The sequence below is a fragment of the Grimontia hollisae CIP 101886 genome (assembly GCF_000176515.1).
Classification (GTDB): domain Bacteria; phylum Pseudomonadota; class Gammaproteobacteria; order Enterobacterales; family Vibrionaceae; genus Enterovibrio; species Enterovibrio hollisae.
In genome coordinates this window covers 820934-843295 of sequence record NZ_ADAQ01000013.1, presented here as the reverse complement: position 1 = coordinate 843295, position 22362 = coordinate 820934, and the positions used below count along the sequence as shown (strand labels likewise).

The 22362-nt window shown below is 50.8% G+C and carries 18 protein-coding genes and 1 tRNA gene; 15 read left to right on the top strand and 4 right to left on the bottom strand.

The features are described from left to right. Nucleotides 1–401 precede the first annotated feature (401 nt). Both VHA_RS16655 and VHA_RS16650 read right to left on the bottom strand, forming a co-directional pair. Nucleotides 402–1589 (bottom strand): MFS transporter, encoded by a 1188-nt coding sequence (locus tag VHA_RS16655; protein WP_005506446.1) that lies wholly within the window; start codon nt 1587–1589, stop codon nt 402–404. Nucleotides 1590–1769: 180 nt separating this feature from the next. Next, nucleotides 1770–2267, bottom strand: coding sequence for an MgtC/SapB family protein (locus tag VHA_RS16650; protein ID WP_005506445.1), 498 nt, complete (start codon nt 2265–2267; stop codon nt 1770–1772). A gap of 278 nt (nt 2268–2545) precedes the next feature. Between VHA_RS16650 and VHA_RS16645 the strand changes: the two genes are divergently transcribed. The 10 genes from VHA_RS16645 (at nt 2546) to VHA_RS16595 (ending at nt 14442) form a co-directional block, all read left to right on the top strand. Continuing rightward, nucleotides 2546–2622: transfer RNA gene (locus tag VHA_RS16645), tRNA-Arg, on the top strand. A gap of 694 nt (nt 2623–3316) precedes the next feature. Beyond that, complete coding sequence (gene tig / locus VHA_RS16635; RefSeq protein ID WP_005506444.1) at nt 3317–4618, top strand: trigger factor; 1302 nt, start codon at nt 3317–3319, stop codon at nt 4616–4618. 107 nt (nt 4619–4725) lie between these two features. Then, a complete protein-coding gene (gene clpP / locus VHA_RS16630; protein WP_005506443.1) occupies nt 4726–5349 on the top strand; it encodes an ATP-dependent Clp endopeptidase proteolytic subunit ClpP in 624 nt (207 codons plus the stop codon). 139 nt (nt 5350–5488) lie between these two features. Beyond that, the gene (clpX, locus tag VHA_RS16625; protein ID WP_005506442.1) at nt 5489–6769 is read left to right on the top strand and encodes an ATP-dependent protease ATP-binding subunit ClpX; all 1281 of its coding nucleotides are present in this window, start codon (nt 5489–5491) and stop codon (nt 6767–6769) included. A 160-nt stretch (nt 6770–6929) separates the two neighbouring features. Continuing rightward, complete coding sequence (gene lon, locus VHA_RS16620) at nt 6930–9302, top strand: endopeptidase La (protein WP_005506441.1); 2373 nt, start codon at nt 6930–6932, stop codon at nt 9300–9302. A 196-nt stretch (nt 9303–9498) separates the two neighbouring features. Beyond that, a complete protein-coding gene (hupB, locus tag VHA_RS16615; protein ID WP_040529314.1) occupies nt 9499–9771 on the top strand; it encodes a nucleoid-associated protein HU-beta in 273 nt (90 codons plus the stop codon). A gap of 250 nt (nt 9772–10021) precedes the next feature. Then, nucleotides 10022–11914: a peptidylprolyl isomerase gene (gene ppiD, locus VHA_RS16610; protein ID WP_005506438.1), complete on the top strand. Its 1893-nt coding sequence runs from the start codon at nt 10022–10024 to the stop codon at nt 11912–11914. Between the two features lie 158 nt (nt 11915–12072). After that, nucleotides 12073–12357 carry a ComEA family DNA-binding protein gene (locus VHA_RS16605; RefSeq protein ID WP_005506436.1) on the top strand — a complete coding sequence of 95 codons (285 nt, stop codon included), beginning with the start codon at nt 12073–12075 and terminating at the stop codon, nt 12355–12357. Nucleotides 12358–12497: 140 nt separating this feature from the next. Next, nucleotides 12498–13094 carry a 5'-deoxynucleotidase gene (gene yfbR / locus VHA_RS16600; protein WP_005506433.1) on the top strand — a complete coding sequence of 199 codons (597 nt, stop codon included), beginning with the start codon at nt 12498–12500 and terminating at the stop codon, nt 13092–13094. Continuing rightward, nucleotides 13087–14442, top strand: coding sequence for an anti-phage deoxyguanosine triphosphatase (locus tag VHA_RS16595; RefSeq protein ID WP_005506431.1), 1356 nt, complete (start codon nt 13087–13089; stop codon nt 14440–14442). The genes yfbR and VHA_RS16595 overlap by 8 nt, the downstream gene beginning before the upstream one ends. Nucleotides 14443–14707: 265 nt before the next feature. Here the strand turns inward: VHA_RS16595 and VHA_RS16590 are convergent, their stop codons facing one another. Beyond that, nucleotides 14708–15328 carry a tRNA-uridine aminocarboxypropyltransferase gene (locus VHA_RS16590; RefSeq protein WP_005506429.1) on the bottom strand — a complete coding sequence of 207 codons (621 nt, stop codon included), beginning with the start codon at nt 15326–15328 and terminating at the stop codon, nt 14708–14710. A gap of 47 nt (nt 15329–15375) precedes the next feature. Between VHA_RS16590 and rrtA the strand changes: the two genes are divergently transcribed. Then, nucleotides 15376–15939 (top strand): rhombosortase, encoded by a 564-nt coding sequence (gene rrtA / locus VHA_RS16585; RefSeq protein WP_005506427.1) that lies wholly within the window; start codon nt 15376–15378, stop codon nt 15937–15939. A 117-nt stretch (nt 15940–16056) separates the two neighbouring features. Here rrtA and VHA_RS16580 read toward each other — a convergent pair whose 3' ends face one another. Next, nucleotides 16057–17271 carry a pyridoxal phosphate-dependent aminotransferase gene (locus VHA_RS16580; RefSeq protein ID WP_005506422.1) on the bottom strand — a complete coding sequence of 405 codons (1215 nt, stop codon included), beginning with the start codon at nt 17269–17271 and terminating at the stop codon, nt 16057–16059. A gap of 386 nt (nt 17272–17657) precedes the next feature. Here VHA_RS16580 and VHA_RS16575 point away from each other — a divergent pair, with 386 nt between their 5' ends. From VHA_RS16575 to menB, 4 genes are read left to right on the top strand one after another with little or no spacing between them, the layout of a single operon-like run. Continuing rightward, complete coding sequence (locus VHA_RS16575) at nt 17658–18974, top strand: isochorismate synthase (protein WP_040529143.1); 1317 nt, start codon at nt 17658–17660, stop codon at nt 18972–18974. After that, nucleotides 18971–20689 (top strand): 2-succinyl-5-enolpyruvyl-6-hydroxy-3-cyclohexene-1-carboxylic-acid synthase, encoded by a 1719-nt coding sequence (menD, locus tag VHA_RS16570; RefSeq protein ID WP_005506416.1) that lies wholly within the window; start codon nt 18971–18973, stop codon nt 20687–20689. Before VHA_RS16575 ends, menD begins: the two co-directional genes overlap by 4 nt. Continuing rightward, nucleotides 20673–21467, top strand: coding sequence for a 2-succinyl-6-hydroxy-2,4-cyclohexadiene-1-carboxylate synthase (menH, locus tag VHA_RS16565; protein WP_005506414.1), 795 nt, complete (start codon nt 20673–20675; stop codon nt 21465–21467). Before menD ends, menH begins: the two co-directional genes overlap by 17 nt. A gap of 23 nt (nt 21468–21490) precedes the next feature. Continuing rightward, nucleotides 21491–22357: a 1,4-dihydroxy-2-naphthoyl-CoA synthase gene (menB, locus tag VHA_RS16560; RefSeq protein ID WP_005506412.1), complete on the top strand. Its 867-nt coding sequence runs from the start codon at nt 21491–21493 to the stop codon at nt 22355–22357. Nucleotides 22358–22362: the final 5 nt, after the last annotated feature.

The window sequence follows — 22362 nt, the reverse complement described above, 5'->3', positions numbered from 1 at the left end:
TTTTGTGTCGTTGTCTTTTTTTCTGGTTGTTTTGAGTCTATAAAGCTGGCAAACAAAGGAAGAAAGCTGCTAGAAAAAATAGACAAGACGATTAATACAGAACGCGATATGGTTAGATGTTTCCCTGTTCGTACTAAGTCTTTTTCTTGTAAAAGAGTAAGTTAAGCGTTTTCAGGTTGTATTTGTGATGAGTGTCAAAAAAATACGCCAAGAAATTGCGTCCGCTGTACGGTAAAGGGTGTTTTTCCTCAGTCTGTATGGGAAACCTTGCAACGTGAAGTCTGGCACGTTTGCTGCGCAGTAAACGACAGAAGCAGGTTAATGGCAGAAGAAAAACAGGGGAAGAAGGGACAAGGCGCAATCGGTTTGCGCCTTGCTGGATAAATACATGGCAACAGGCACTACATATCAACAGACATGGCTTCGTCGACGCCATCTGTTCCTGTGTGGCGGTTACGTTTGGTAGACAGCAGCATATAAAGCAGCGTTGCGGCAAAGCACACCACAAAGTAAAACATCAAGCCACCTGTCATCGCCATGGCTTTACCTGCTAATACCGGGCCAATCACGGAACCCACACTGTAGCTCAACAGCATCAGCTCGGCGGCAGCCACAATTTTTGATTCGTCAACATAGCGGCAAGCCAGGGTGATCGCCACAGGATAGAGCGCAAAAGCGGATGCGCCCAGCAGAAACATACCCGCCATTACGCCGCCTGCCACGGTGGCAATTTCAATCATGGCAATGGATAACAGGCCCACAGAGCAGCATAGCGCCATCAGCAAGGCTTTATCCATACGGGCGTTTAACCAGCTTACCAGTGGCTGCACCACCATGCCCCCCAGGATCACAATCGCCATCAATGCGCCGACTTTATCGTGGCTGTAGCTGCTTTCCAGATCCAGAGGTAACAGGCCATACACTGCGCCCAATACCAGACCAGAAACGATGCAGCCAATGTAGGCAGCCGAGGGCAAGGTTTTCATTTCGCTCACTTTAATGCTTGTGTGGGCAATCGCTTTGGGGCGGCCTTTTTTAAACACCAAAGGTGGCAGAATGGCCGCAGAGAAAAGGCTTGCAACCACCATCAGTGGCATCGCCCCAGTTGTACCGAACAGCCCAATACCCAGCTGACCCAGTGCGGAGCCACCATACAGTGATGCCATATACAGGCCCAGACGTTTGGCACGTGCTTTTTCTGTGTCTGCCATCAGCAGCCAGGATTCGATCACCACGAAGACGCCTGCAACGGCAACGCCTGCCACAAAACGGGCGAATAGCCAGGCAGCCGCTGAGGCACTGAATGCCATCAGGCCGACGGTACTCACAACAATCAGCAAAAACGCGATTAATGCATGGCGGTGACCAAACTTGCCGACAATGCGCGCACTGATCAGCGCCCCGCCCAGAAGACCAGCGTAAAACACGCTCGCCAGCCAGGAGGCGAGGCTGACAGACATGCTGCGGGCCTCCAGGGCCAGCGGAATAAGGCTCATCAGAAAACCTGATGCGACGGCAAACAGGCTCAGGCTGAGAACCGGTACCAGTGGGCTGTTGCGATCAGCCTGCATAACAGGATTCTGTTGCAATGTTTTTCCTTAATCGTCTGAAATTGAATTGAAAAACCTGCGCAGGAAGCACAGGTTTTGTTTCTGAAGTGTTGCGATCTGGCGCGATTATTATTTCGCCACCAATAAACGTAAAGAGAGATAATTTTATCGTAATCAGAAAAAATACTGATGGAGGTGGCGGTGCTGTGCGTTTGTCATTCAATCGACAACATCGGCATGATTTGCCGGCTTTTTGCGTTTTTTCTCCCAACGTCTGTGTACACCTTTCGTCAGCGATGAAAAGGTGGTTTCTACTTTGTCTATCCCAACTAACACAAACAACACAAATGCACAGAGCAGCACCGCCTGTCGCCAGTAGTCAAAAGCGATAATCAAGCCAAGGCCGGCCATTAACCAAACGACGGCCGCAGAGGTGACCCCCTGAACTTGTCCATCTCGCGCCATCATCACGCCTGCGCCTAAAAAGCCGACACCGGTCACGATCTGGCCCAATACCCGGGCATGGTCAAGTGAGTTGTCAGACAGGGACGTGGCCAGACGCATAAAAAGATATGTACCAAGAATAATCAGAATGGCGGTACGAATACCGACAGGTTTGCCACGGAGTTGACGCTCCAGACCCAACACCCAGCCGCAGGCGGCACATGCGAGCACACCAGCCCAACTAAACGGGGAAATATTCAAAAATTCGCTCATTCTTCTTTCTTCTTAATAATGATATTGATGGCGCTGCAATATCTGCTGTGGACGACAAAAGCACAAGACTCTGGACGATGAAATGATTTTATCGTTGGCACGTGCTTTATTTGTTAATGGAAGGAAACAGTGAAATGAAAATGGATCGAGCGGTATGAAGATAAGTCACCATGTTTGTTTCTTAGGCAGTTAACAGTAAGACGCAAGGAAAACCGTTGACGCCAACACTCCGGCCTTTATAATCCTACCCCACATCCACACTGCGATGTGATTCAAGTGCGCCCTTAGCTCAGTTGGATAGAGCAACGGCCTTCTAAGCCGTGGGTCACAGGTTCGAATCCTGTAGGGCGTGCCACTTTCTGCTTCTTCCTCCTACATTTTCTCATCGCAATTTTTCCCCGAAAGCGTCTAACCGTAACTTCCCGAAGTTGATAATTTAGGCCCTAGGGTAAACAAAAGAGCGATCCTGGGACCTAGGAAAAGAAAGGTCTAGGAAGAGCAAAGAGCTTGACTTTCTCCAAGCACTATCCAAAATCCTGCAGTCCCCAGTCCCCAGTCCCCAGTCCCCAGTCCCCAGTCCCCAGTCCCCAGTCCCCAGTCCCCAGTCCCCAGTCCCCAGTCCCCAGTCCCCAGTCCCCAGTCCCCAGTCCCCAGTCCCCAGTCCCCAGTCCCCAGTCCCCAGTCCCCAGTCCCCAGTCCCCAGTCCCCAGTCCCCAGTCCCCAGTCCCCAGTCCCCAGTCCCCAGTCCCCAGTCCCCAGTCCCCAGTCCCCAGTCCCCAGTCCCCAGTCCTTATTTCCCGCCCCAATCTCACAGAAACATCACGATGGTCTTGACCTGTCTCGACTCAGCAGGGCGGTGCCGCTATAATGGCGCGTCTTAAAAATCATGCCTCATCTTTTGAGGTTATTCGATACCTGTGCAAACGTGCTGTGTATCCAGATTCACAGGCGCTATGGCGAAGATTCGCTGTAGCACGAAAGGATGCTACCGGCAGGAGCCGGGCAACATCACTCAGCGACCCTGAGTAAGTTTTGAGGTTATTAATACAATGCAAGTTACCGTTGAAACCACAGAAGGCCTAGAGCGCCACCTGACTATCACCGTTCCAGCAGCAAACATCGAAGACGCTGTGACTGCAGAACTTCGCAATATTGCTAAAAATCGTCGCTTCGATGGTTTCCGTAAAGGTAAAGTGCCTTTGAAGATGGTTTCACGCATGTACGGCAAAGCTGTACGTAACGACGTGATGGGCGAAGTGATGCAGCGTCACTTCATCGAAGCCATCATCAAAGAAAAAATCAATCCAGCAGGTGCACCAACCTTCACACCGGTTGACACTGAAGAAGGCAAAGATCTGGTCTTTAAAGCGTCTTTTGAAGTGTATCCAGAAATCGAGCTGAAAGATCTGGATAAAGTAGAGGTGGTGAAACCACTGACTGAAGTAAAAGACGAAGACGTTGAAGAAATGATCGAAACCCTGCGTAAGCAGCAGGCGTCTTGGTCAGAAGTGGATGCTGCAGCAGAAGCAACCAGCCGCGTTACCATGGATTTCACCGGTTCTATCGATGGCGAAGAATTCGAAGGCGGTAAAGCGGAAGGCTTTGCACTGGTGATGGGCCAAGGCCGCATGATCCCAGGCTTTGAAGACGGTATCGTGGGTAAGAAAGCGGGTGAGGAATTCACTATCGACGTGACCTTCCCAGAAGACTACCACGCAGAAAACCTGAAAGGGAAAGCGGCGAAGTTCGACATCAAACTGATCAAAGTAGAAGCACAGGAACTGCCAGAACTGACGGAAGAATTCGTTGCACGTTTCGGCGTTGAAGACGGCAGCGTTGAAGGCCTGAAAGCAGAAGTGCGTAAAAACATGGAGCGTGAGCTGAAGCAAGCCGTTAAGAACAAGATCAAAGAACAAGTGATTGATGGCCTGGTAGAGCACAACAACATCGACGTACCGTCAGCCCTGATCGATCAGGAAGTTAACGTTCTGCGCCAGCAAGCGGTTCAGCGTTTTGGTGGCAACATGAAAAATGCACCAGAACTGCCACGTGAACTGTTCGAAGAACAAGCGAAGCGTCGCGTTGTAGTTGGCCTGCTGCTGGGCGAAGTGATCAAGTCAGAAGAGCTGAAAGCTGACGAAGAGCGCGTTAAAGCACTGATTGAAGAAATGGCGTCTGCGTACGAAGATCCAGCTGAAGTGGTTGCTTACTACGAGAAAGACCAGCGTTTGATGGACAACATGCGTAACCTGGCGCTGGAAGAACAAGCGATTGAAGCGCTGCTGGCGAAAGCAAACGTTTCTGAAAAAGCACAATCTTTCTCTGAGCTGATGAACCCAGTTCAAGCATAAGTGCTAGAATTGCTGAGTGGACATTTGACTTAGAATTCACTCTTCTGATAACAATGGTCCGTATGAAATCATTTCATCCGGGCCATTTATTTTAGGGATATAACACTATGAGCTTTCAAGAAAAAAACGGAATGCCTTCTATCATGGATGCATTGGTGCCGATGGTGGTCGAGCAAACCTCCCGCGGTGAACGTTCGTATGACATCTATTCCCGTCTTCTGAAAGAACGTGTGATCTTCTTGACCGGTCAGGTGGAAGATCACATGGCAAACCTTGTGGTTGCGCAATTACTGTTTCTGGAATCAGAAAATCCGGACAAGGACATTTTTCTTTACATCAACTCCCCCGGTGGTTCAGTGACCGCAGGTATGTCTATTTATGACACAATGCAGTACATTAAACCGGATGTAAGCACGGTGTGTATGGGACAAGCGTGTTCAATGGGGGCATTCCTGCTGGCGGGTGGGGCGAAAGGTAAACGTTACTGTTTGCCTAACTCCCGTGTAATGATTCACCAGCCATTGGGTGGGTTCCAGGGGCAGGCATCGGATATTCAGATTCACGCGCAGGAAATCCTGACTATCAAGCACAGGCTGAACACCCTGTTAGCGGAACATACCGGTCAACCGCTCGAAGTCATTGAGCGTGACACCGACCGTGACAACTTTATGGCTGCGCAGGATGCAGTGAATTACGGTCTGGTTGATGCGGTCTTAAATAAGCGCGATTAATAATTGAATTCTGAGACAGTTAGGCGTTCCTGACGTTTCTTGTCCCGGAATTGAGTCTTTCGATGGTCGGAAATTTCGGCCGGGATGATATAGACTCAGATCATGGCAAACATAGGCGAAGGCCTTAAGAGGTTAGCGAATGACAGACAAGCGAAAAGACGGTGGCAGCGGAAAACTGCTTTACTGCTCTTTCTGCGGCAAAAGCCAGCATGAAGTACGCAAGTTAATTGCTGGACCTTCTGTTTATATCTGCGATGAGTGTGTTGACCTGTGTAACGACATCATTCGTGAAGAAATAAAAGAGGTCATGCCTAAGCGCGACAGTAATGAGCTTCCGACGCCACAAGAGATCCGGGCGCATCTTGATGACTATGTTATCGGACAGGATCGCGCCAAGAAAGTGCTTTCTGTAGCGGTGTACAACCACTACAAACGCCTTCGCAATGGTGATACCACGGCTGATGGCGTCGAACTGGGCAAAAGTAATATTCTTCTGATAGGTCCAACAGGTAGCGGTAAGACGCTGCTGGCTGAGACGCTGGCGCGCTTCCTGGATGTGCCATTTACAATGGCGGATGCTACCACCCTGACTGAAGCTGGTTACGTGGGCGAGGATGTCGAAAACATCATCCAGAAGCTGCTCCAGAAGTGTGATTACGACGTCGCGAAAGCAGAACGTGGCATCGTATACATCGATGAAATCGACAAGATTTCACGTAAATCCGACAATCCTTCTATCACCCGTGACGTGTCGGGTGAAGGTGTTCAGCAAGCTTTGCTGAAGCTGGTTGAAGGGACGATTGCGTCCGTGCCACCACAAGGGGGGCGCAAGCATCCACAACAGGAATTCCTGCAAGTCGATACGTCTAAGATCCTGTTTATTTGTGGCGGTGCATTTGCTGGTCTCGACAAAGTGGTCGATCAGCGTGTGGCAAAAGGCAGTGGTATCGGTTTTGGCGCAGAAGTGCGTTCGAAAGACCAGGAAGCTTCCCTGAGCGATCTGTTCAGTAAGGTTGAGCCGGAAGATCTGGTGAAATACGGATTGATCCCCGAATTTATCGGTCGTCTTCCTGTTACGGCTATTCTGGGTGAGCTGGATGAAGACGCGTTAGTACAAATTCTGCGTGAGCCGAAAAATGCCCTCACCAAACAGTATGCAGCATTGCTGGAGCTGGATGGCGTTGAGCTTGAATTCCGTGATGATGCACTGACCGCCATTGCCAAGAAAGCGATGGAACGTAAAACCGGTGCGCGTGGCTTGCGTTCAATTGTCGAAGCTGTGTTGCTTGACACCATGTACGATTTGCCGTCGAGCAAAGGTGTCACCAAGGTGGTGATTGACGAATCGGTGATCAAAGGGGAATCTGAGCCACTGCTGATTTATGAAACGTCGGAAAATCAGGCAGCAGGGGCAGAATAAATCGTACCCCATATAGGGTTAAATTGTTCATTTAACCAACAAACTAGCGCAAAAAAAGGGAGCATTTGCTCCCTTTTTTACTTTCTGCTGGCTATGCCGTTGAATCCTGACAATCTATCCCCATATACTCAGTAGTAACGAAAACGGAAGAGAGAAAAATATGAACTTGGAGCGTTCCGAGCGCATTGATATTCCGGTCCTGCCTTTGCGTGACGTGGTTGTTTATCCGCACATGGTCATCCCGCTGTTTGTGGGACGGGATAAATCCATCCGTTGCCTTGAAGCAGCGATGGACAATGATAAGCAAATTTTGTTGGTCGCGCAGAAAGATGCCGCGACTGACGACCCTTCTATTGCAGATCTTTACAAGGTCGGTACCGTCGCTTCAATTCTTCAGTTGTTGAAACTGCCTGATGGTACGGTGAAAGTCTTGGTCGAAGGTTTACAGCGTGCTGAAATCAAGACCTTCCATGAAGACGATTTCTTCATGGCTGATGCGGAATACATGCTGACGCCGGAAATGGATGAGCGTGAGCAGGAAGTGCTGGTGCGCACGGCGATCAGTCAGTTTGAAGGCTTTATCAAACTGAACAAGAAGATCCCGCCGGAAGTGCTGACATCGTTGAATGGCATTGATGAGGCTGCCCGTCTGGCTGACACCATTGCCGCGCACATGCCGCTGAAGCTCAACGACAAGCAACAGGTGCTGGAAATCATCGACATTGCTGAGCGCCTGGAATTTCTGATGACCATGATGGAGTCAGAAATCGATCTGTTGCAGGTTGAGAAACGCATCCGCAGTCGCGTGAAAAAGCAGATGGAGAAGAGCCAGCGCGAGTACTACCTCAACGAACAGATGAAAGCCATCCAGAAAGAGCTGGGTGAGCTGGATGATGCGCCAGACGAATTCGAAAGCCTGAAGCAAAAGATTGAAGAATCGAAAATGCCTCAGGAAGCGAAAGAGAAAACCGAGCAAGAGCTGCAGAAGCTGAAAATGATGTCGCCGATGTCAGCAGAAGCGACGGTTGTTCGCAGCTATATCGACTGGATGGTGAGTGTGCCATGGTCGAAGCGTTCAAAAGTGAAAAAGGATTTGGCAAAAGCCGAAGAAATCCTCAACGCCGACCACTACGGCCTTGAGCGCGTGAAAGAGCGTATTCTGGAGTATCTGGCGGTACAAAACCGTATTAACAAGCTTAAAGGCCCTATCCTGTGCCTTGTTGGGCCTCCGGGGGTCGGTAAGACGTCTCTGGGGCAGTCGATTGCGAAAGCCACTGGCCGTAAATATACCCGTATGGCATTGGGCGGCGTGCGCGATGAAGCGGAAATCCGTGGTCACCGCCGCACCTATATCGGCTCTTTGCCCGGTAAGCTTATTCAGAAAATGGCCAAAGTGGGCGTGAAAAACCCGCTGTTCCTGCTTGATGAAATCGACAAGATGTCGTCTGACATGCGTGGCGACCCGTCATCTGCACTATTGGAAGTGCTGGACCCGGAGCAGAACAATGCGTTTAACGACCATTATCTGGAAGTGGATTATGACCTGTCTGACGTTATGTTCGTCGCGACATCAAACTCGATGAACATTCCGGGCCCACTTCTGGATCGAATGGAAGTGATTCGCCTGTCAGGTTACACTGAAGATGAAAAACTCAACATTGCCAAGCAGCATTTGGTTGAGAAGCAGGTGAAACGTAACGGCTTGAAGCCACACGAAATCACCATCGAAGACTCGGCAATTATCGGCATTATTCGCTACTACACCCGTGAAGCGGGCGTACGTGGTCTTGAGCGTGAAATCTCCAAGCTGTGCCGTAAATCAGTGAAAGAAATTCTGCTGAACAAAGAACTGAAAAACATCACCATCACACAGGACAACCTGAAAGATTTTCTGGGTGTTCAGCGCTTTGATTACGGCAAAGCCGATGAGAGTAACCGCATTGGTCAGGTAACCGGCCTTGCGTGGACAGAGGTCGGCGGCGATCTGCTGACCATTGAAACCGAGTCGATGCCGGGTAAAGGTAAGTTGACGCAAACCGGTTCTCTGGGTGACGTGATGCAGGAGTCCATTCAGGCGGCAATGACTGTAGTGCGTACCCGGGCGGATAAGCTGGGTATCAACAGCGATTTCTATGAAAAGCGTGATATCCACGTTCACGTACCGGAAGGGGCGACACCGAAAGATGGCCCAAGTGCGGGTATCGCGATGTGTACGGCGCTGGTTTCCAGCCTGACCGGTAATCCGGTACGTGCCGATGTGGCGATGACCGGTGAAATTACCCTGCGCGGCGAAGTGCTTCCGATTGGCGGTTTGAAAGAGAAACTGCTGGCGGCACACCGTGGCGGTATTAAAACGGTGATTATCCCGAAAGAGAACGAGCGTGATTTGGAAGAGATCCCTGATAATGTCAAAGCGGACCTCAATATCCATGCAGTACGCTGGATAGACGATGTTCTCATCCTGGCGTTGCAGGACAACCCTCTCGGAATCGAGCTTGTTACGCCACAAAAGAGTGACGTGCAGCAAAATTAAGCAACGTAAAGCGCTGACAGCCGGCAAAAGGCTTGTCAGCGTTTTTTTTGGGGGCTAAGTTAAGGGAAACGCTGCAAGCCCTTAATTCATAACAGCTACAGCGTTTTGGGTCTTGTTGAGATAACAATGGCGGTCAATATTAACCGTCTCCGCAAAAAATGGGATTTGTGGTTCGTTTGTAAAGGGGATGAAAAAAGTGAATAAGTCGCAGTTAATCGATAAAATTGCAGAAAATGCCGATCTGTCTAAAGCAGCAGCAGGTCGAGCTCTGGATGCGCTGATTGAAGCAGTATCAGACAGCCTGAAAGAAGGTGAGCAAGTCGCTCTGGTAGGTTTCGGTACTTTTTCTGTTCGTGAGCGCTCAGCACGCACAGGTCGTAACCCTCAAACGGGTGCAGAAATCAAGATTGCAGCCGCTAAAGTCCCTGGCTTTAAAGCGGGTAAAGCGCTGAAAGACGCAGTTAACTAATCTTAAACGTTCCGTTTTGCTCTTTGTCGCAGCTGTCCTAGTTTTAAGCTGTAATGTGTGCGGCATCAGCGTATAATCAGGCTCAATCAGAGTGTAAAGGCGCATCTCTCGATGCGCTTTTTTAGTTTTAATCGAAACAACCTCTCTTGGTACAAACTGACGGTATATACAGCGGTGTATCGGTTTTTTTCTGTGCAAGAGAAGGTGTGTAAAAAACGAACGTTTCAATAAGCAGGAGTGACGGCACGTTATGATGGAGCGACTACGCGAGGGTGTAAACAGCATCGCGGTTAAGATCATCTTAGGCCTTATTATCTTTTCCTTTGTTTTCGCTGGTGTTGGTGGTTACCTTGCCAGTGGTTCGGTACAACCTGCCGCCACGGTGGGGAATGAGGAAATTAGCCGCAACCAATTCGAGCAAGCTTACCAAAATGAACGTGCGCTAATGCAGGCACAAGCCGGTGACTTTTTCTCCCAACTATTGAGTGACCCGAATTACCTGGCACAATTCCGTTTCAATGTCCTTGAGCGTATGGTGAATCAGTCGCTGCTGGATCAGGAAGCCCAAAACCTGGGTCTTCGCGTGAGCGATGATCAAATTAAACAAACCATTCGTGAGATGCCCGCATTTCGTGGTGCAACGGGTTTGTTTGACAACGACCTATACCTGGCATCATTGCGCCGTAACGGCCTGACCCCTGATCAATTTGCAGACTATGTGCGCCAGGACTTGGTTCGTGAGCAGTTAGTGAATGCGTTGATCAGCTCCGAATTTGCACTGAAAGGCGAATTGGAAGCCCTGCATAAGCTGGAAGGGCAGACCCGTACTGTCCGTACCCTGACGTTGCCATTGGCCGATTTTGCAGAAAAAGCAGACATTACTGCGGAGCAAAAAACAGCGTATTACGAACAGAACCCTGCCGAGTTTGTCCGCCCTGAACAATTCAAAATTGCGTATGTAGAGCTTTCTGGAGAAGGCATTGCTGATGTGGCTGGCGTTACCGAAGACGAAGCGAAAGCGTACTACGAGGCGAACAAAGCAAGTTATGGGACGGCTGAGCAACGTAAAGTCAGCCATATCATGATCCAAGGTGACGACAACGCGGCGAAAGAAAAAGCGGAAGCCGTGCTGTCTGAGCTCAATGCCGGTGCCGATTTTGCCGAACTGGCGAAAACCCGCTCTGACGATACCTTCAGTGCCGAGCAGGGTGGGCAGTTGGATTGGTTCGACAAAGGTGTGATGGATCCTGCGTTTGAAGAAGCGGCGTTTGCGCTGAACAACAAAGGGGATATTACCGGCGTGGTGCAATCTGATTTCGGTTTTCACATCATCAAGCTTGACGATGTGAAACCGTCAGATGCGAAACCTTTTGCCCAAGTGCGTGATGATATCATGGCGCAACTTAAGCAACAGCATGCCGTAGAGAAATTCTACGCATTGTCTAATGAGCTGGCAGAGAAAGCGTTTGAAATGCCGGATAATCTGGAAGACGCGGCCAATGCTGTGAATGCGAAGGTTGAACGTACCGCGTTTGTTTCGCTGCAGGAGCTTGAAGGTGTGTTGGCAAATCCACAAGTGGTGCAGGCGCTGCAATTGCCTGAAGTGCGTGACGACGGGTTGAACTCAGAACTCATTGAAATCGCACCAGAGCATGTTGTGGTGGTCCGTGTCGATGAAGTGCGCCCTGAGACAGTGCTGCCATTTGACGAGGTGGAAGCGCAGGTAACAGAACAACTGAAGCGCCAGAAAGGGGAAGAGGCGGCGGAAGCATTAGCCAACACTCTGGTTGCTGAGCTGAGTCAGGGTAACGATGCAGGCCTTAAGGCATCCGGTTATGCATTTGGTGATGAAACTGAGCTGACCCGTGTCTCCCCAGAGCGTGAAGTAGTTGATTTAGCATTCACCATGGCTGCGCCTGCTGACGGTAAAGCGCAATATGGCATGACCCGTGCAGTAAGCGGTGATGTGCTTGTGGTTGCACTGGATGCGGTAAAAGAGCCTGCAACGGAATCCATCAGCCTTGACAGCCAGCTGGCAGAGCGGGTGATCCGCGCGACGGCGAACCTTGATCTTGAGTCTGTGATTGCCCAGTTGAAAGAAAACACCAATGTCGTGTATTCCCTGGACAGTGAAGCGCAGTAATCAACGCAATTTGAACTGGTTACCAGCAAGACTGTAACTGATAAGTTGCACTGACGGAGGACAATTTGTCCTCCGTCGTTTTTTCATTGTCGACTTCTCGTTTCTTCTCTTTTATCCGTTATGTTGACGATATCAATTAACCCTATAAGGATATGGACATGAAAACGATTGTATCGGCAATAGTCTTTGCTCTTTCTCTTCTTCTTTCCCCACCGATCATCGCCCAGGATGGTGAACAAGTGACACCTGTTGAAGTGAATATCAATACAGCGGAAGCGGATGAATTAGATAAGTATTTGGATGGGATCGGAAAAGCCAAGGCACAAGCGATTATCGACTACCGCAATGCTAATGGGGCATTTGAATCTGTCGATGATTTGAAAGGCGTAAAAGGCATCGGGACATCAATTGTTGATAAAAACCGCGATCGTATCGTGCTTTAACCCTGAAAACCAATATCCCTACCGTAGTGTGTCGGGGAGCACGCTCTCCCCAATAATGGACTCAATCCAAACAAAACTTGAGAAATTGTGCTGACGACAACAGAATGGGAGCTCGTTTCTCAAATGACGTCAAGGAAGTTATGAGTCAGAAAACCAGCCATTTCTTTGCCCATCTTGCCCGTATGAAATTGATCTACCGTTGGCCTTTGATGCGCAATATCTCCGATGAAAACATTTCAGAGCACAGTTTGCAGGTTGCCTTTGTCGCCCATGCCCTCGCGTTGATTGAAAACAAGAAATTTGGTGGGAAGTATTCGCCTGAGCGTGTGGCATTGCTTGCCATGTTCCATGATTGCAGTGAGGTGCTGACGGGAGATTTACCTACACCGGTGAAATATTTTAATCCCGCGATTGCCGAGGAATACAAAAAGATCGAGCGTATCGCCGAAGACAAGCTGATCAGCATGCTGCCCGAGGCGTTTCGTGAAGACTATCGCCCCTTGATTGACAGTACTGCCATTGATGAACGTGACTATCGGTTGGTGAAACAGGCGGATACGATATGTGCTTACCTGAAATGTCTGGAAGAGCTTTCTGCCGGTAACCATGAATTCCAGCAAGCTAAGCGCCGCCTTGAAAAAACCTTGAGTGAGCGAGGCAGCAACGCGACCGAGTATTTTATGACGACGTTCGCCCCCAGTTTTGAGCTTTCCCTGGATGAGATCAGTGATGAGTGAGTTTATGTTGTCACCGGCCTGGGAAGCGCGCCAGGCACAAGAGAACAAAATGCGCCGCAACGATAAACGCTCGGTGTTCCAGCGTGACAGGGCCCGTATACTACATTCAGCGGCATTTCGCCGTTTGCAGGCGAAAACTCAGGTTCTGGGGGCAGAGCACAGCGAGTTTTACCGCACGCGTCTGACTCACTCACTGGAAGTATCGCAAATCGGCACCGGTATCCTTGCCCAACTTAAAGAGAAGCAGCCTGAGTTTCGTGACATCCTGCCGCCAACCAGTCTATTGGAAAGCCTATGTCTGGCGCATGATATTGGGCATCCCCCCTATGGACACGGTGGTGAGATAGCGCTCAACTACCTGATGCGGAATGATGGCGGCTTTGAGGGCAATGCCCAGACGTTCCGTATTGTCACCTTGCTTGAACCTTACACTGAACATGATGGTATGAATCTGGCCCGCCGAACTTTATTGGGACTGTTGAAATACCCCGCTCCGATAGCCCACCTCCGCCGGTTGGCGTTGCCTGCGGACGTGTCGGATTTTCGCCATCTGAAAGCATCAGAATGGCATCCGGCCAAGGGGATTTACCAGGACGATCTTGAGCGTTTTGAATGGGTGTTGGCGGGATTGTCAGAGGCGGATGCTGCGCTTTTTCAGTCACTTAAAAAAGTGGCAACATCTGATCAGCATGGGCGCACACAATACAAATCACTGGATTGTTCCATCATGGAGTTGGCAGATGATATCGCCTATGGCGTACACGATCTTGAAGATGCCATCGTGATGGGGATTGTTGGCCGTGACCAGTGGCAGGAGGCGGTCGCGAGTAAACTTGCTGAATGCGGCGACCCGTGGCTTGAAGCTCATATCAGCCACCTGAGTGACCAGATGTTTGGCGCCCACTATGAACGCAAGGATGCCATCGGCGCGTTGGTCAATACCTTACTGACGTCGATTGCGATTGAACCGGCAGTCCAGGATGGGGTGAACCGCTTTGAAGAGCCACTTCTACAATGGAACGCCAGACTCAGCGACGTCATGGACCATGTGCTTTCGGTACTGAAAGCGTTTGTCAGTGAGTTTGTGGTAAAAAAACCGGAACTACAGGTGATTGAATATAAAGGGCAACAGCTGGTGATGGAATTGTTTGATGCCTTTGATGCTGACCCCAAACGCCTGCTGCCCATGGCTACCCGCGCCCAGTGGCAAAAAGAGCTGGCAGAAGGGAGAAGTGGTCGGCGGGCTATTGCGGATTACATCTCAGGCATGACGGACGGTAATGCGCAACGGCTTCATGCGACCATGTTTACCGCTTCGAGTCAGGGGCCGTTGTATCCGATTAGGTGAGTTGGAAAAGAAGGTCCTGGGAGAGGAGCAAAGAGCGGTCCTGGGAAAATCAAAGAGCGGTCCTAGGGCCTAGGAAGAGCAAGCTTAACGTCGTAGTCTGCCTTGCAGGACCCAGGACCCAGGACCCAGGACCCAGGACCCAGGACCCAGGACCCAGGACCCAGGACCCAGGACCCAGGACCCAGGACCCAGGACCCAGGACCCAGAACCCAGAACCCAGAACCCAGAACCCAGAACCCAGGACCCAGAACCCAGAACCCAGAACCTATCTTTCCCCCCCATAATGCCGCTCAAATACCCCGGGCGGCATCTGTTTAATCTGAAACTCAATCATTTCATTGAATGCGGTCATCAGCGGCTGGTATTTCTGTCTGTTACCAGTGAGTGCCGACAGGGCATAAAAACCGGCTTCCACGGTAGAAAGTCCACCGTCTTTCGGTGATTTGCGGATACGATAGTTCCCTTTTTGAATGTCATTCAGGCTGACACAGGGCAGTGTCTGGAGGTTTTTGGAGAGCTGGTAGATTTTGAAAGCTTTTCGCCAGGTGCCATCCAGCAAGATAAGCCCGCGTTTTCGGCTTTCCTGCGGTTGCCAGGTGTTGATGGGCAGCGCATGTTCGGCGGGATAAAGCAGGGCGTAGTTCGTGTCGCTGCCAAGCAAGCTGTTGAGTGTGTTGTTATCGGTGAAATCTTCTCCCACAATGCGCTGACAACAAGGCAGTGATAAGGAGAGGATCCGGGCGGTGCCTATCGCTTGATGGACTTCAGACGGGTGCTGGAGAACAATCACCGGCACATCGCAGTCAATCCGTTGAATAAACGGGCAAATGCAGGCTTTTTGTGCTTTTCCGCACTGCGGACAATATCGGCTGGCTTTCTGGTTCATGACCACGGTACTTTATACTCAAACAATCTCAACATCTGGAGTTCGCAGTGACCCAACTCAGGCTTGTTGGCGTGCTCGCCATCACCTTACTTATTGCCCAAATTCCTGCACTGCACCAACTCATGGTGTGGGATCGTTCAGATATTCTTGTCGGACAATGGTGGCGCATCGTAACAGGAAACCTGACGCACACCAATGCTGTCCATCTAGCCATGAACCTTGCAGGGCTGGTGGGTCTGGTATTTATTCTCCGCCCGTATTATGCAAGCCGTTCCCTGATACCAATGATTGGGGTGATGATGGCAGTGATTGGCGGTGTGATGTTTTTCGCTCCCTTTGATAGGTATGCCGGATTTTCTGGGGTTCTGCATGGCCTGTTTGTCTGGGGCATCCTCCGGGACATTCAGCATAAAGTGCCGCTGGGCTGGCTGCTGTTGACGGTTGTGCTCGCCAAGCTTGGTTATGACGCCTATTCCGGTGGTGATGCCATAACAGCACATTTGATTGGTGCCAGTGTTGCGTATCAGGCGCATTGGGCCGGAGCGTTGGTAGGGGTGGTTTTCGCGCTGATTTGGAAAGAAGATCCTGGGAAGAACGAAGAGCGGACCTAGGTCCTGAGAAAAGCAAAAAGCTTGAAACTATTTCGATATAGCTCAAGCTTTTGCAGTACCCAGTACCCAGTACCCAGTACCCAGTACCCAGTACCCAGTACCCAGTACCTATTTTTCTTACTGACGATACGTCGACAGGAAGCGTTCAAAGCGGCCAATAGCCACTTCCAAATCGTCGACGCGCGGCAGCGAGACAATGCGGAAATGATCCGGCTTGTGCCAGTTAAAGCCGGTGCCGTGCACCATCAACACTTTTTCTTGCAGCAGGAAATCCAGCATCATCTTTTCGTCATTGTGAATGCTGTATTTCTTGGTGTCGATTTTAGGGAACAGGTACAGAGCCCCTTTCGGTTTCACGCAACTGATCCCTGGAATTTGGTTCAACAGTTCATGCGCTTTATCACGCTGTTCCAGCAACCGGCCACCAGGCAAAATCAGTTCATTGATACTCTGGTAGCCGCCCAGCGCAGTTTGGATAGCATGCTGCATCGGCACGTTGGCGCAAAGACGCATAGAGGCCAACATATCCAGGCCAGAAATGTAGCCTTTTGCTAAGTGACGCGGGCCTGACAGGATCATCCAGCCTGAGCGGAAACCGCACACACGGTAAGATTTCGACAGGCCACTGAAGGTCACGCAGAACACATCTGGCGCCAGTGGGGCAATGGAATGATGCTGCGCACCGTCATACAGGATCTTGTCGTAGATTTCATCGGCAAAAATGATGAGATTATGCTGGCGCGCAATCTCAGCAATCTGCATCAGAAAATCACGGCTGTAAACGGCACCGGTCGGGTTATTCGGGTTGATCAGAACAATACCCTTGGTATTCGGGGTGATTTTCGCTTTGATGTCATCGAGATCCGGATACCAGTCTGACGCTTCATCACACAGGTAATGAACGGGTTTACCGCCAGAGAGCGATACAGCCGCCGTCCACAGTGGATAGTCCGGCGAAGGCACCAGCAGCTCGTCGCCGCTGTTCAACAGTGCCTGCATCGCCATCACAATCAACTCAGACACACCGTTACCCAGATAGACGTCCTCAACATCCAGCTCCAGCATACCGCGTTTCTGGTAGTGTTGAACCACCGCCTTACGTGCAGAGTAGATCCCTTTAGAATCACAGTACCCCTGGGAAGTTGGCAGATTTCGGATCACGTCAACCAGAATTTCATCCGGGGCGTCGAAGCCAAAGGGGGCAGGGTTGCCAATATTCAGTTTGAGAATTTTATGGCCTTCTTCTTCGAGGCGCTTTGCCTCTTTCATTATTGGACCACGAATGTCGTAACAGACGTTATCCAGCTTTGTCGACATCCCGATTTCTTTCATCATGATTCCTGAACGAAAAGTATCTCAATAGCAGTAAATTACACTAACGAACAATCATTTATAAGTAGTGAATAGCAATAAATCATGAAAAGAAGAAAAATAAGTAATTAAATCCGGTTTGTGCCAGATATTATTCTGGAACATTCGATTTTCATCATAATCAATAAGGTTGTAGAATGTCTTTCCAACAGGAAATTTTTCGAGTTTGTCGTATAACAGCGAAATGTGATGGGGAAATGACCGATATAGCGGTGTTTTGCCCGCTCGTCGCAGGATGACCTGACAAACCCAGAGTTGAACATTTTCGCAGCCTCGCCGTGCAAGTTAACAGGTCGCCCAGGGAATCGGACTTTACCTTCCAGGTTGTGAGTGAAAGAGAGGTTAGTTTGACCGATTTAAGCCATGCTATCGCCAGGCTTGTTGAATCCCTGTCGACAATGTCGCCACTACCATCACAGATCGCTCAGCCATTCTGTTGGCCGGCGCATACCGATTCGATGGACTGGCTTCATGCTCAACCCCTGTTTCCCAAGTTTTATTGGCAAACCCGTGATGCCAACGAAGAAGTTCTGGCATTGGGGCAGGTGAGAACCTTCTCGGATCCTGCCTCAGCGGAGGCGGTATTGGCGAAAGGTCAGCGTGTTTGGGGTGGACGTTCGTTTGATGGCCGGACCGAGCGCAACCAGCGTTGTCTGCAATCTTTCTTTTTCCTTCCTCAAATCGAAGTGACCCGAAGTGGCACCGCATGGGAAATTCGGGTGAACCTGGGTGATGATTTGCTAAAAGTACGAGCAGCCCTGTCCCGGCTATCGTGTGCTGCCCAGCACATCGGGAAACCCGACTGTGAGGTACTGGCGACGGTGCATCAGCCAGTATTCAGTGATTGGTCAACCATGATTGACGAGGCGCTGGAGTCTATTGAAACAACAAGCCTACAAAAAGTGGTACTGGCGAGAAAAACGATTCTGGATTTAGACCGTCCTTTGTCCGCGGCAAGCCTGTTAAAAGCGTCGCGTGATCTGAATGTTTCCAATTTCCATTTCATGCTTGCGCTGGATGAAAAGCATTGTTTTGTCGGCTCGACCCCTGAAAGGCTTTTCTGGCGCCATAACCGTGAGTTATATACCGAAGCCCTGGCAGGTACCATCGGCCGTGGAAAAGATGCGGAAGAAGACTTGTTCCTGGCAACCTGGCTGTTAAATGACAACAAAAACATTTATGAAAACCGCTTGGTGGTCGATGACATCACTCAACGCTTAGCCCCTTACAGCGACAAGGTCGATGTAGAGCAGACCCCCCGTCTGGTTCGTCTTCGTAATGTGCAACACCTGAAACGCGATATTGAAGGTGTGCTGGAGGAGAACGTTTCATCCTCCACCTTGCTTGATACGCTGCAACCTACGGCTGCTGTCGCGGGGTTACCCAGGGATATGGCGGTGGATTTTATCGTCAAACATGAGCCTTTCGCGCGCGGATGGTACAGCGGATCGGTGGGATACCTGAGCCAGGAACAAAGCGAATTTTGTGTCGCTATCCGCAGCGCGTTGGTGGTGGCGGACAAAATCCACCTGTTTGCCGGTGCCGGTATTGTGCCGGGCTCTGATGCGGAAAGTGAGTGGAAAGAGCTCGACCGGAAAATGGCAACATTGAGAAACCTGCTTGGCCCATCACCGGATAACCTGATGGAGAAAAAAGCAGGATGACACCCGCGACAATCAACCGTATCTGGGCACGTCTGGTTCTACATTCGCTGCAACGTGCTGGCGTCACAGATATCTGCATTGCACCTGGCTCTCGATCAACGCCCCTGACACTGGAAGCCGAACTGTTGCGCACAGCATCCCCTGCTATTCGGTTACACACCCATTTTGACGAGCGCGGCCTGGGTTTTCTGGCGCTTGGGTTGGCAAAGGCGTCAGGTAAACCGGTGGCAGTGATTGTCACGTCAGGTACTGCAGTCGCCAACCTGTTACCCGCCGTGGCGGAATCGCGCCTGACACGTGAAAAGCTGGTGCTGCTGACTGCGGACAGGCCCCCTGAGCTTATCCAGTGCGGGGCCAACCAAGCTATCAGCCAGCCGGGGATCTTCGGTGAGCATGTTGAGGTTGCAACCAACCTGCCTTCACCGACGGAACAGATTTCTCCGGGATGGCTGCTTTCCACTATCAGTGAAGGCCTGCATCGCCAAAGCCAAGATGGCGGCAGCTATCACATCAATTGTCCTTTCCCTGAACCGCTATACGGTGACGTAGAAGGGGCGGATGAATATTTATCGCCGATCAGCGATTGGCTTTTGGGCACTGAGCCCTATCTGCGCTTTACTGCCGCGATCCCTGATTTTTCGCCAGCATTGTCCGGCTGGTCTCACCTTCAGCATCAAAAAGGTGTGTTGGTGGTGGGGAAAGTCACACAGGCTGATCGGCTTGCAATTAGCAGGCTGGCAGAAAAACTGGGCTGGCCCTTGCTGTGCGACCCGCAGGCCTGTGAAGGGTCTGGTTATGCCGGGTTTGATATCTGGCTACAAAACGCCGCCTGTAAAGCGGTGCTGGCGCAGGCAGAGCTTGTGGTTCAGTTTGGCAGTCGGTTAGTGTCTAAACGTCTGGGACAGTTTATCCAGGGATTTCAGGGGCAATACTGGCTGGTGGAAAACCATCCCGGACGATTGGATCCCTCGAACCGCAAAGGCACGAGGTTTGTCGCATCGCCGGAATCGGTGGCCGCCAAGATGAGCGACCAGACACAAGCGCCAGCCAATAAAAACTGGGCAAGTATGTTGTTGTCGGCCAGTGAATGCTACTTGCAAAGCCTGATCGGGCAGAAAGAAAGTGATGCAGGCCGACTTTCTGAGCTGGCATTAGCAATAGATTTTGCCAACTGGCTGGATGGCATGAGTGACCTGTTTATCGGCAACAGTATGGCTGTCCGCCTGCTGGATATGTGCTGCAAGCTGCCACCCTGCGCGGTTTACACCAACCGCGGCGCATCAGGAATTGATGGCTTAATCGCAACCGCTTGCGGTGTACAGAGAAGCCGTAAGCGTTCCATGGTGATGCTGGTGGGGGATACGTCTGCTCTGTACGATCTCAACAGCCTTGCCTTGCTGACACGAAACCCGTACCCGCTGGCGCTGGTGGTGATTAACAATAATGGTGGCGGCATCTTTGATATGTTGCCGGTACCAGACGCGAAGAAAGAGGCCTTTTATCGCATGCCCCATGGTGTTGAATTCCGTCATGCGGCAGCCATGTTTGGATTGTCCTATGTCTGCCCGGACACACTGGACAGTGCGCGCGAAGCGTGTCTGCAGGCGCAGCGGGGCGAAGGCACCACCTTGATTGAGCTCAAGGTACCTGCCGGGCAATGTGGTCAGGATCTTAAGTCCTTATTTGTCGAAATTGCTGATGCCAAGCTGTTCTGAACACCTTTCTTATTCGCTGCAAGGGCAGGCTGGAAAGCCGGTCCTTGTTTTTCTCCATGGTTTACTGGGCGACTGTCGTGACTGGCAACCGGTCATGGATTTGCTGACCGACGATTTCCTCTGTCTCGCTATTGATCTGCCCGGACATGGCGGCAGTAAAGGTATTTCAGTCACTGGCTTTGATGATACCTGCGAAAAAGTGGCGGAGACTATCAAGCAGGTGTTGCACCAGCCCTTTTCGCTGGTGGGCTATTCACTGGGGGCAAGGGTGGCGATGTACCTGAGTGTTCACTATGCTTCGTCTTTCAGTGACCCATCACTATCGCTTCAACGGCTGATTGTTGAAAACGGTCATCCCGGTTTACCGGAGCAAGAAAGGAGATCGAGGCAGGAGCATGACGAGGCGTGGGCATATCGCTTTGAAAATGAGCCCATTGTTGATGTGCTTCAAGATTGGTATCAACAACCGGTATTTTCCTCACTAAATCATGCGCAAAGACAAAGTTTGGTCGCTTTGCGCAGTGATAATCTCGGTACAAAAGTGGCCAGCATGCTACGTGCTACATCTTTGTCCAAACAAGCATGTTTACTGGAACCATTGCGAACGAGTGGCATCCCGGTGCATTACCTTTGTGGTGAGAAAGACGCGAAGTTTCAGGCGTTGGCGACGCAGTCGGGACTGGCTTTTTCTATTGTCCCGGACGCCGGACACAATATTCATGCAGAACAGCCTTCGCTGTTTTGCCGGTTGGTAAGACAACTGACCGACACAATTTAACCAATGATTTGAATGGTAACACTATGGCAAGAACAACAGGTTTAACCGAACAGGAACTGTATGCACCGGTAGAGTGGCGCGATTGCTCTGAAGGCTACGAAGACATTCTTTTTGAAAAATCTGCCGATGGTATCGCCCGTATTACGATCAACCGTCCGGAAGTGCGTAACGCGTTTCGTCCAAAAACGGTAAAAGAAATGATCAAAGCACTGGCCGATGCGCGCTACGATGAAAAAATTGGTGTCATTGTGCTGCGTGGTCAGGGTGAGCATGCGTTTTGTTCCGGTGGTGACCAAAAAATCCGTGGCGACTACGGCGGTTACCGCGACGAAGATGGCACCCATCACCTGAATGTACTTGATTTCCAACGCCAAATTCGCACCTGTCCGAAGCCGGTGATTGCGTCTGTTGCCGGGTATGCCGTAGGTGGTGGTCATGTACTGCACATGATGTGTGACCTGACCATTGCAGCGGATAACGCACAGTTTGGTCAGACAGGCCCGAAAGTCGGCTCCTTTGACGGCGGCTGGGGCGCCTCTTACATGGCGCGTATTGTTGGCCAGAAAAAAGCCCGTGAGATCTGGTTCCTGTGCCGTTTCTATGATGCACAGGAAGCGCTCGATATGGGGCTGGTGAACCATGTTGTGCCTTATGCTGAGCTTGAGCGTGAAACCGTGCGCTGGTGCCGTGAAGTGTTGCAACACAGCCCAATGGCGCTTCGTTGCCTGAAAGCGGCACTGAATGCTGACTGCGACGGTCAGGCAGGTCTCCAGGAACTGGCTGGTAACGCAACCATGCTGTTCTATATGACTGAAGAAGGTCAGGAAGGGCGCAATGCGTTTAATGAAAAACGCCGCCCGGACTTCGATAAATTCCCGCGTAACCCATAACAGGG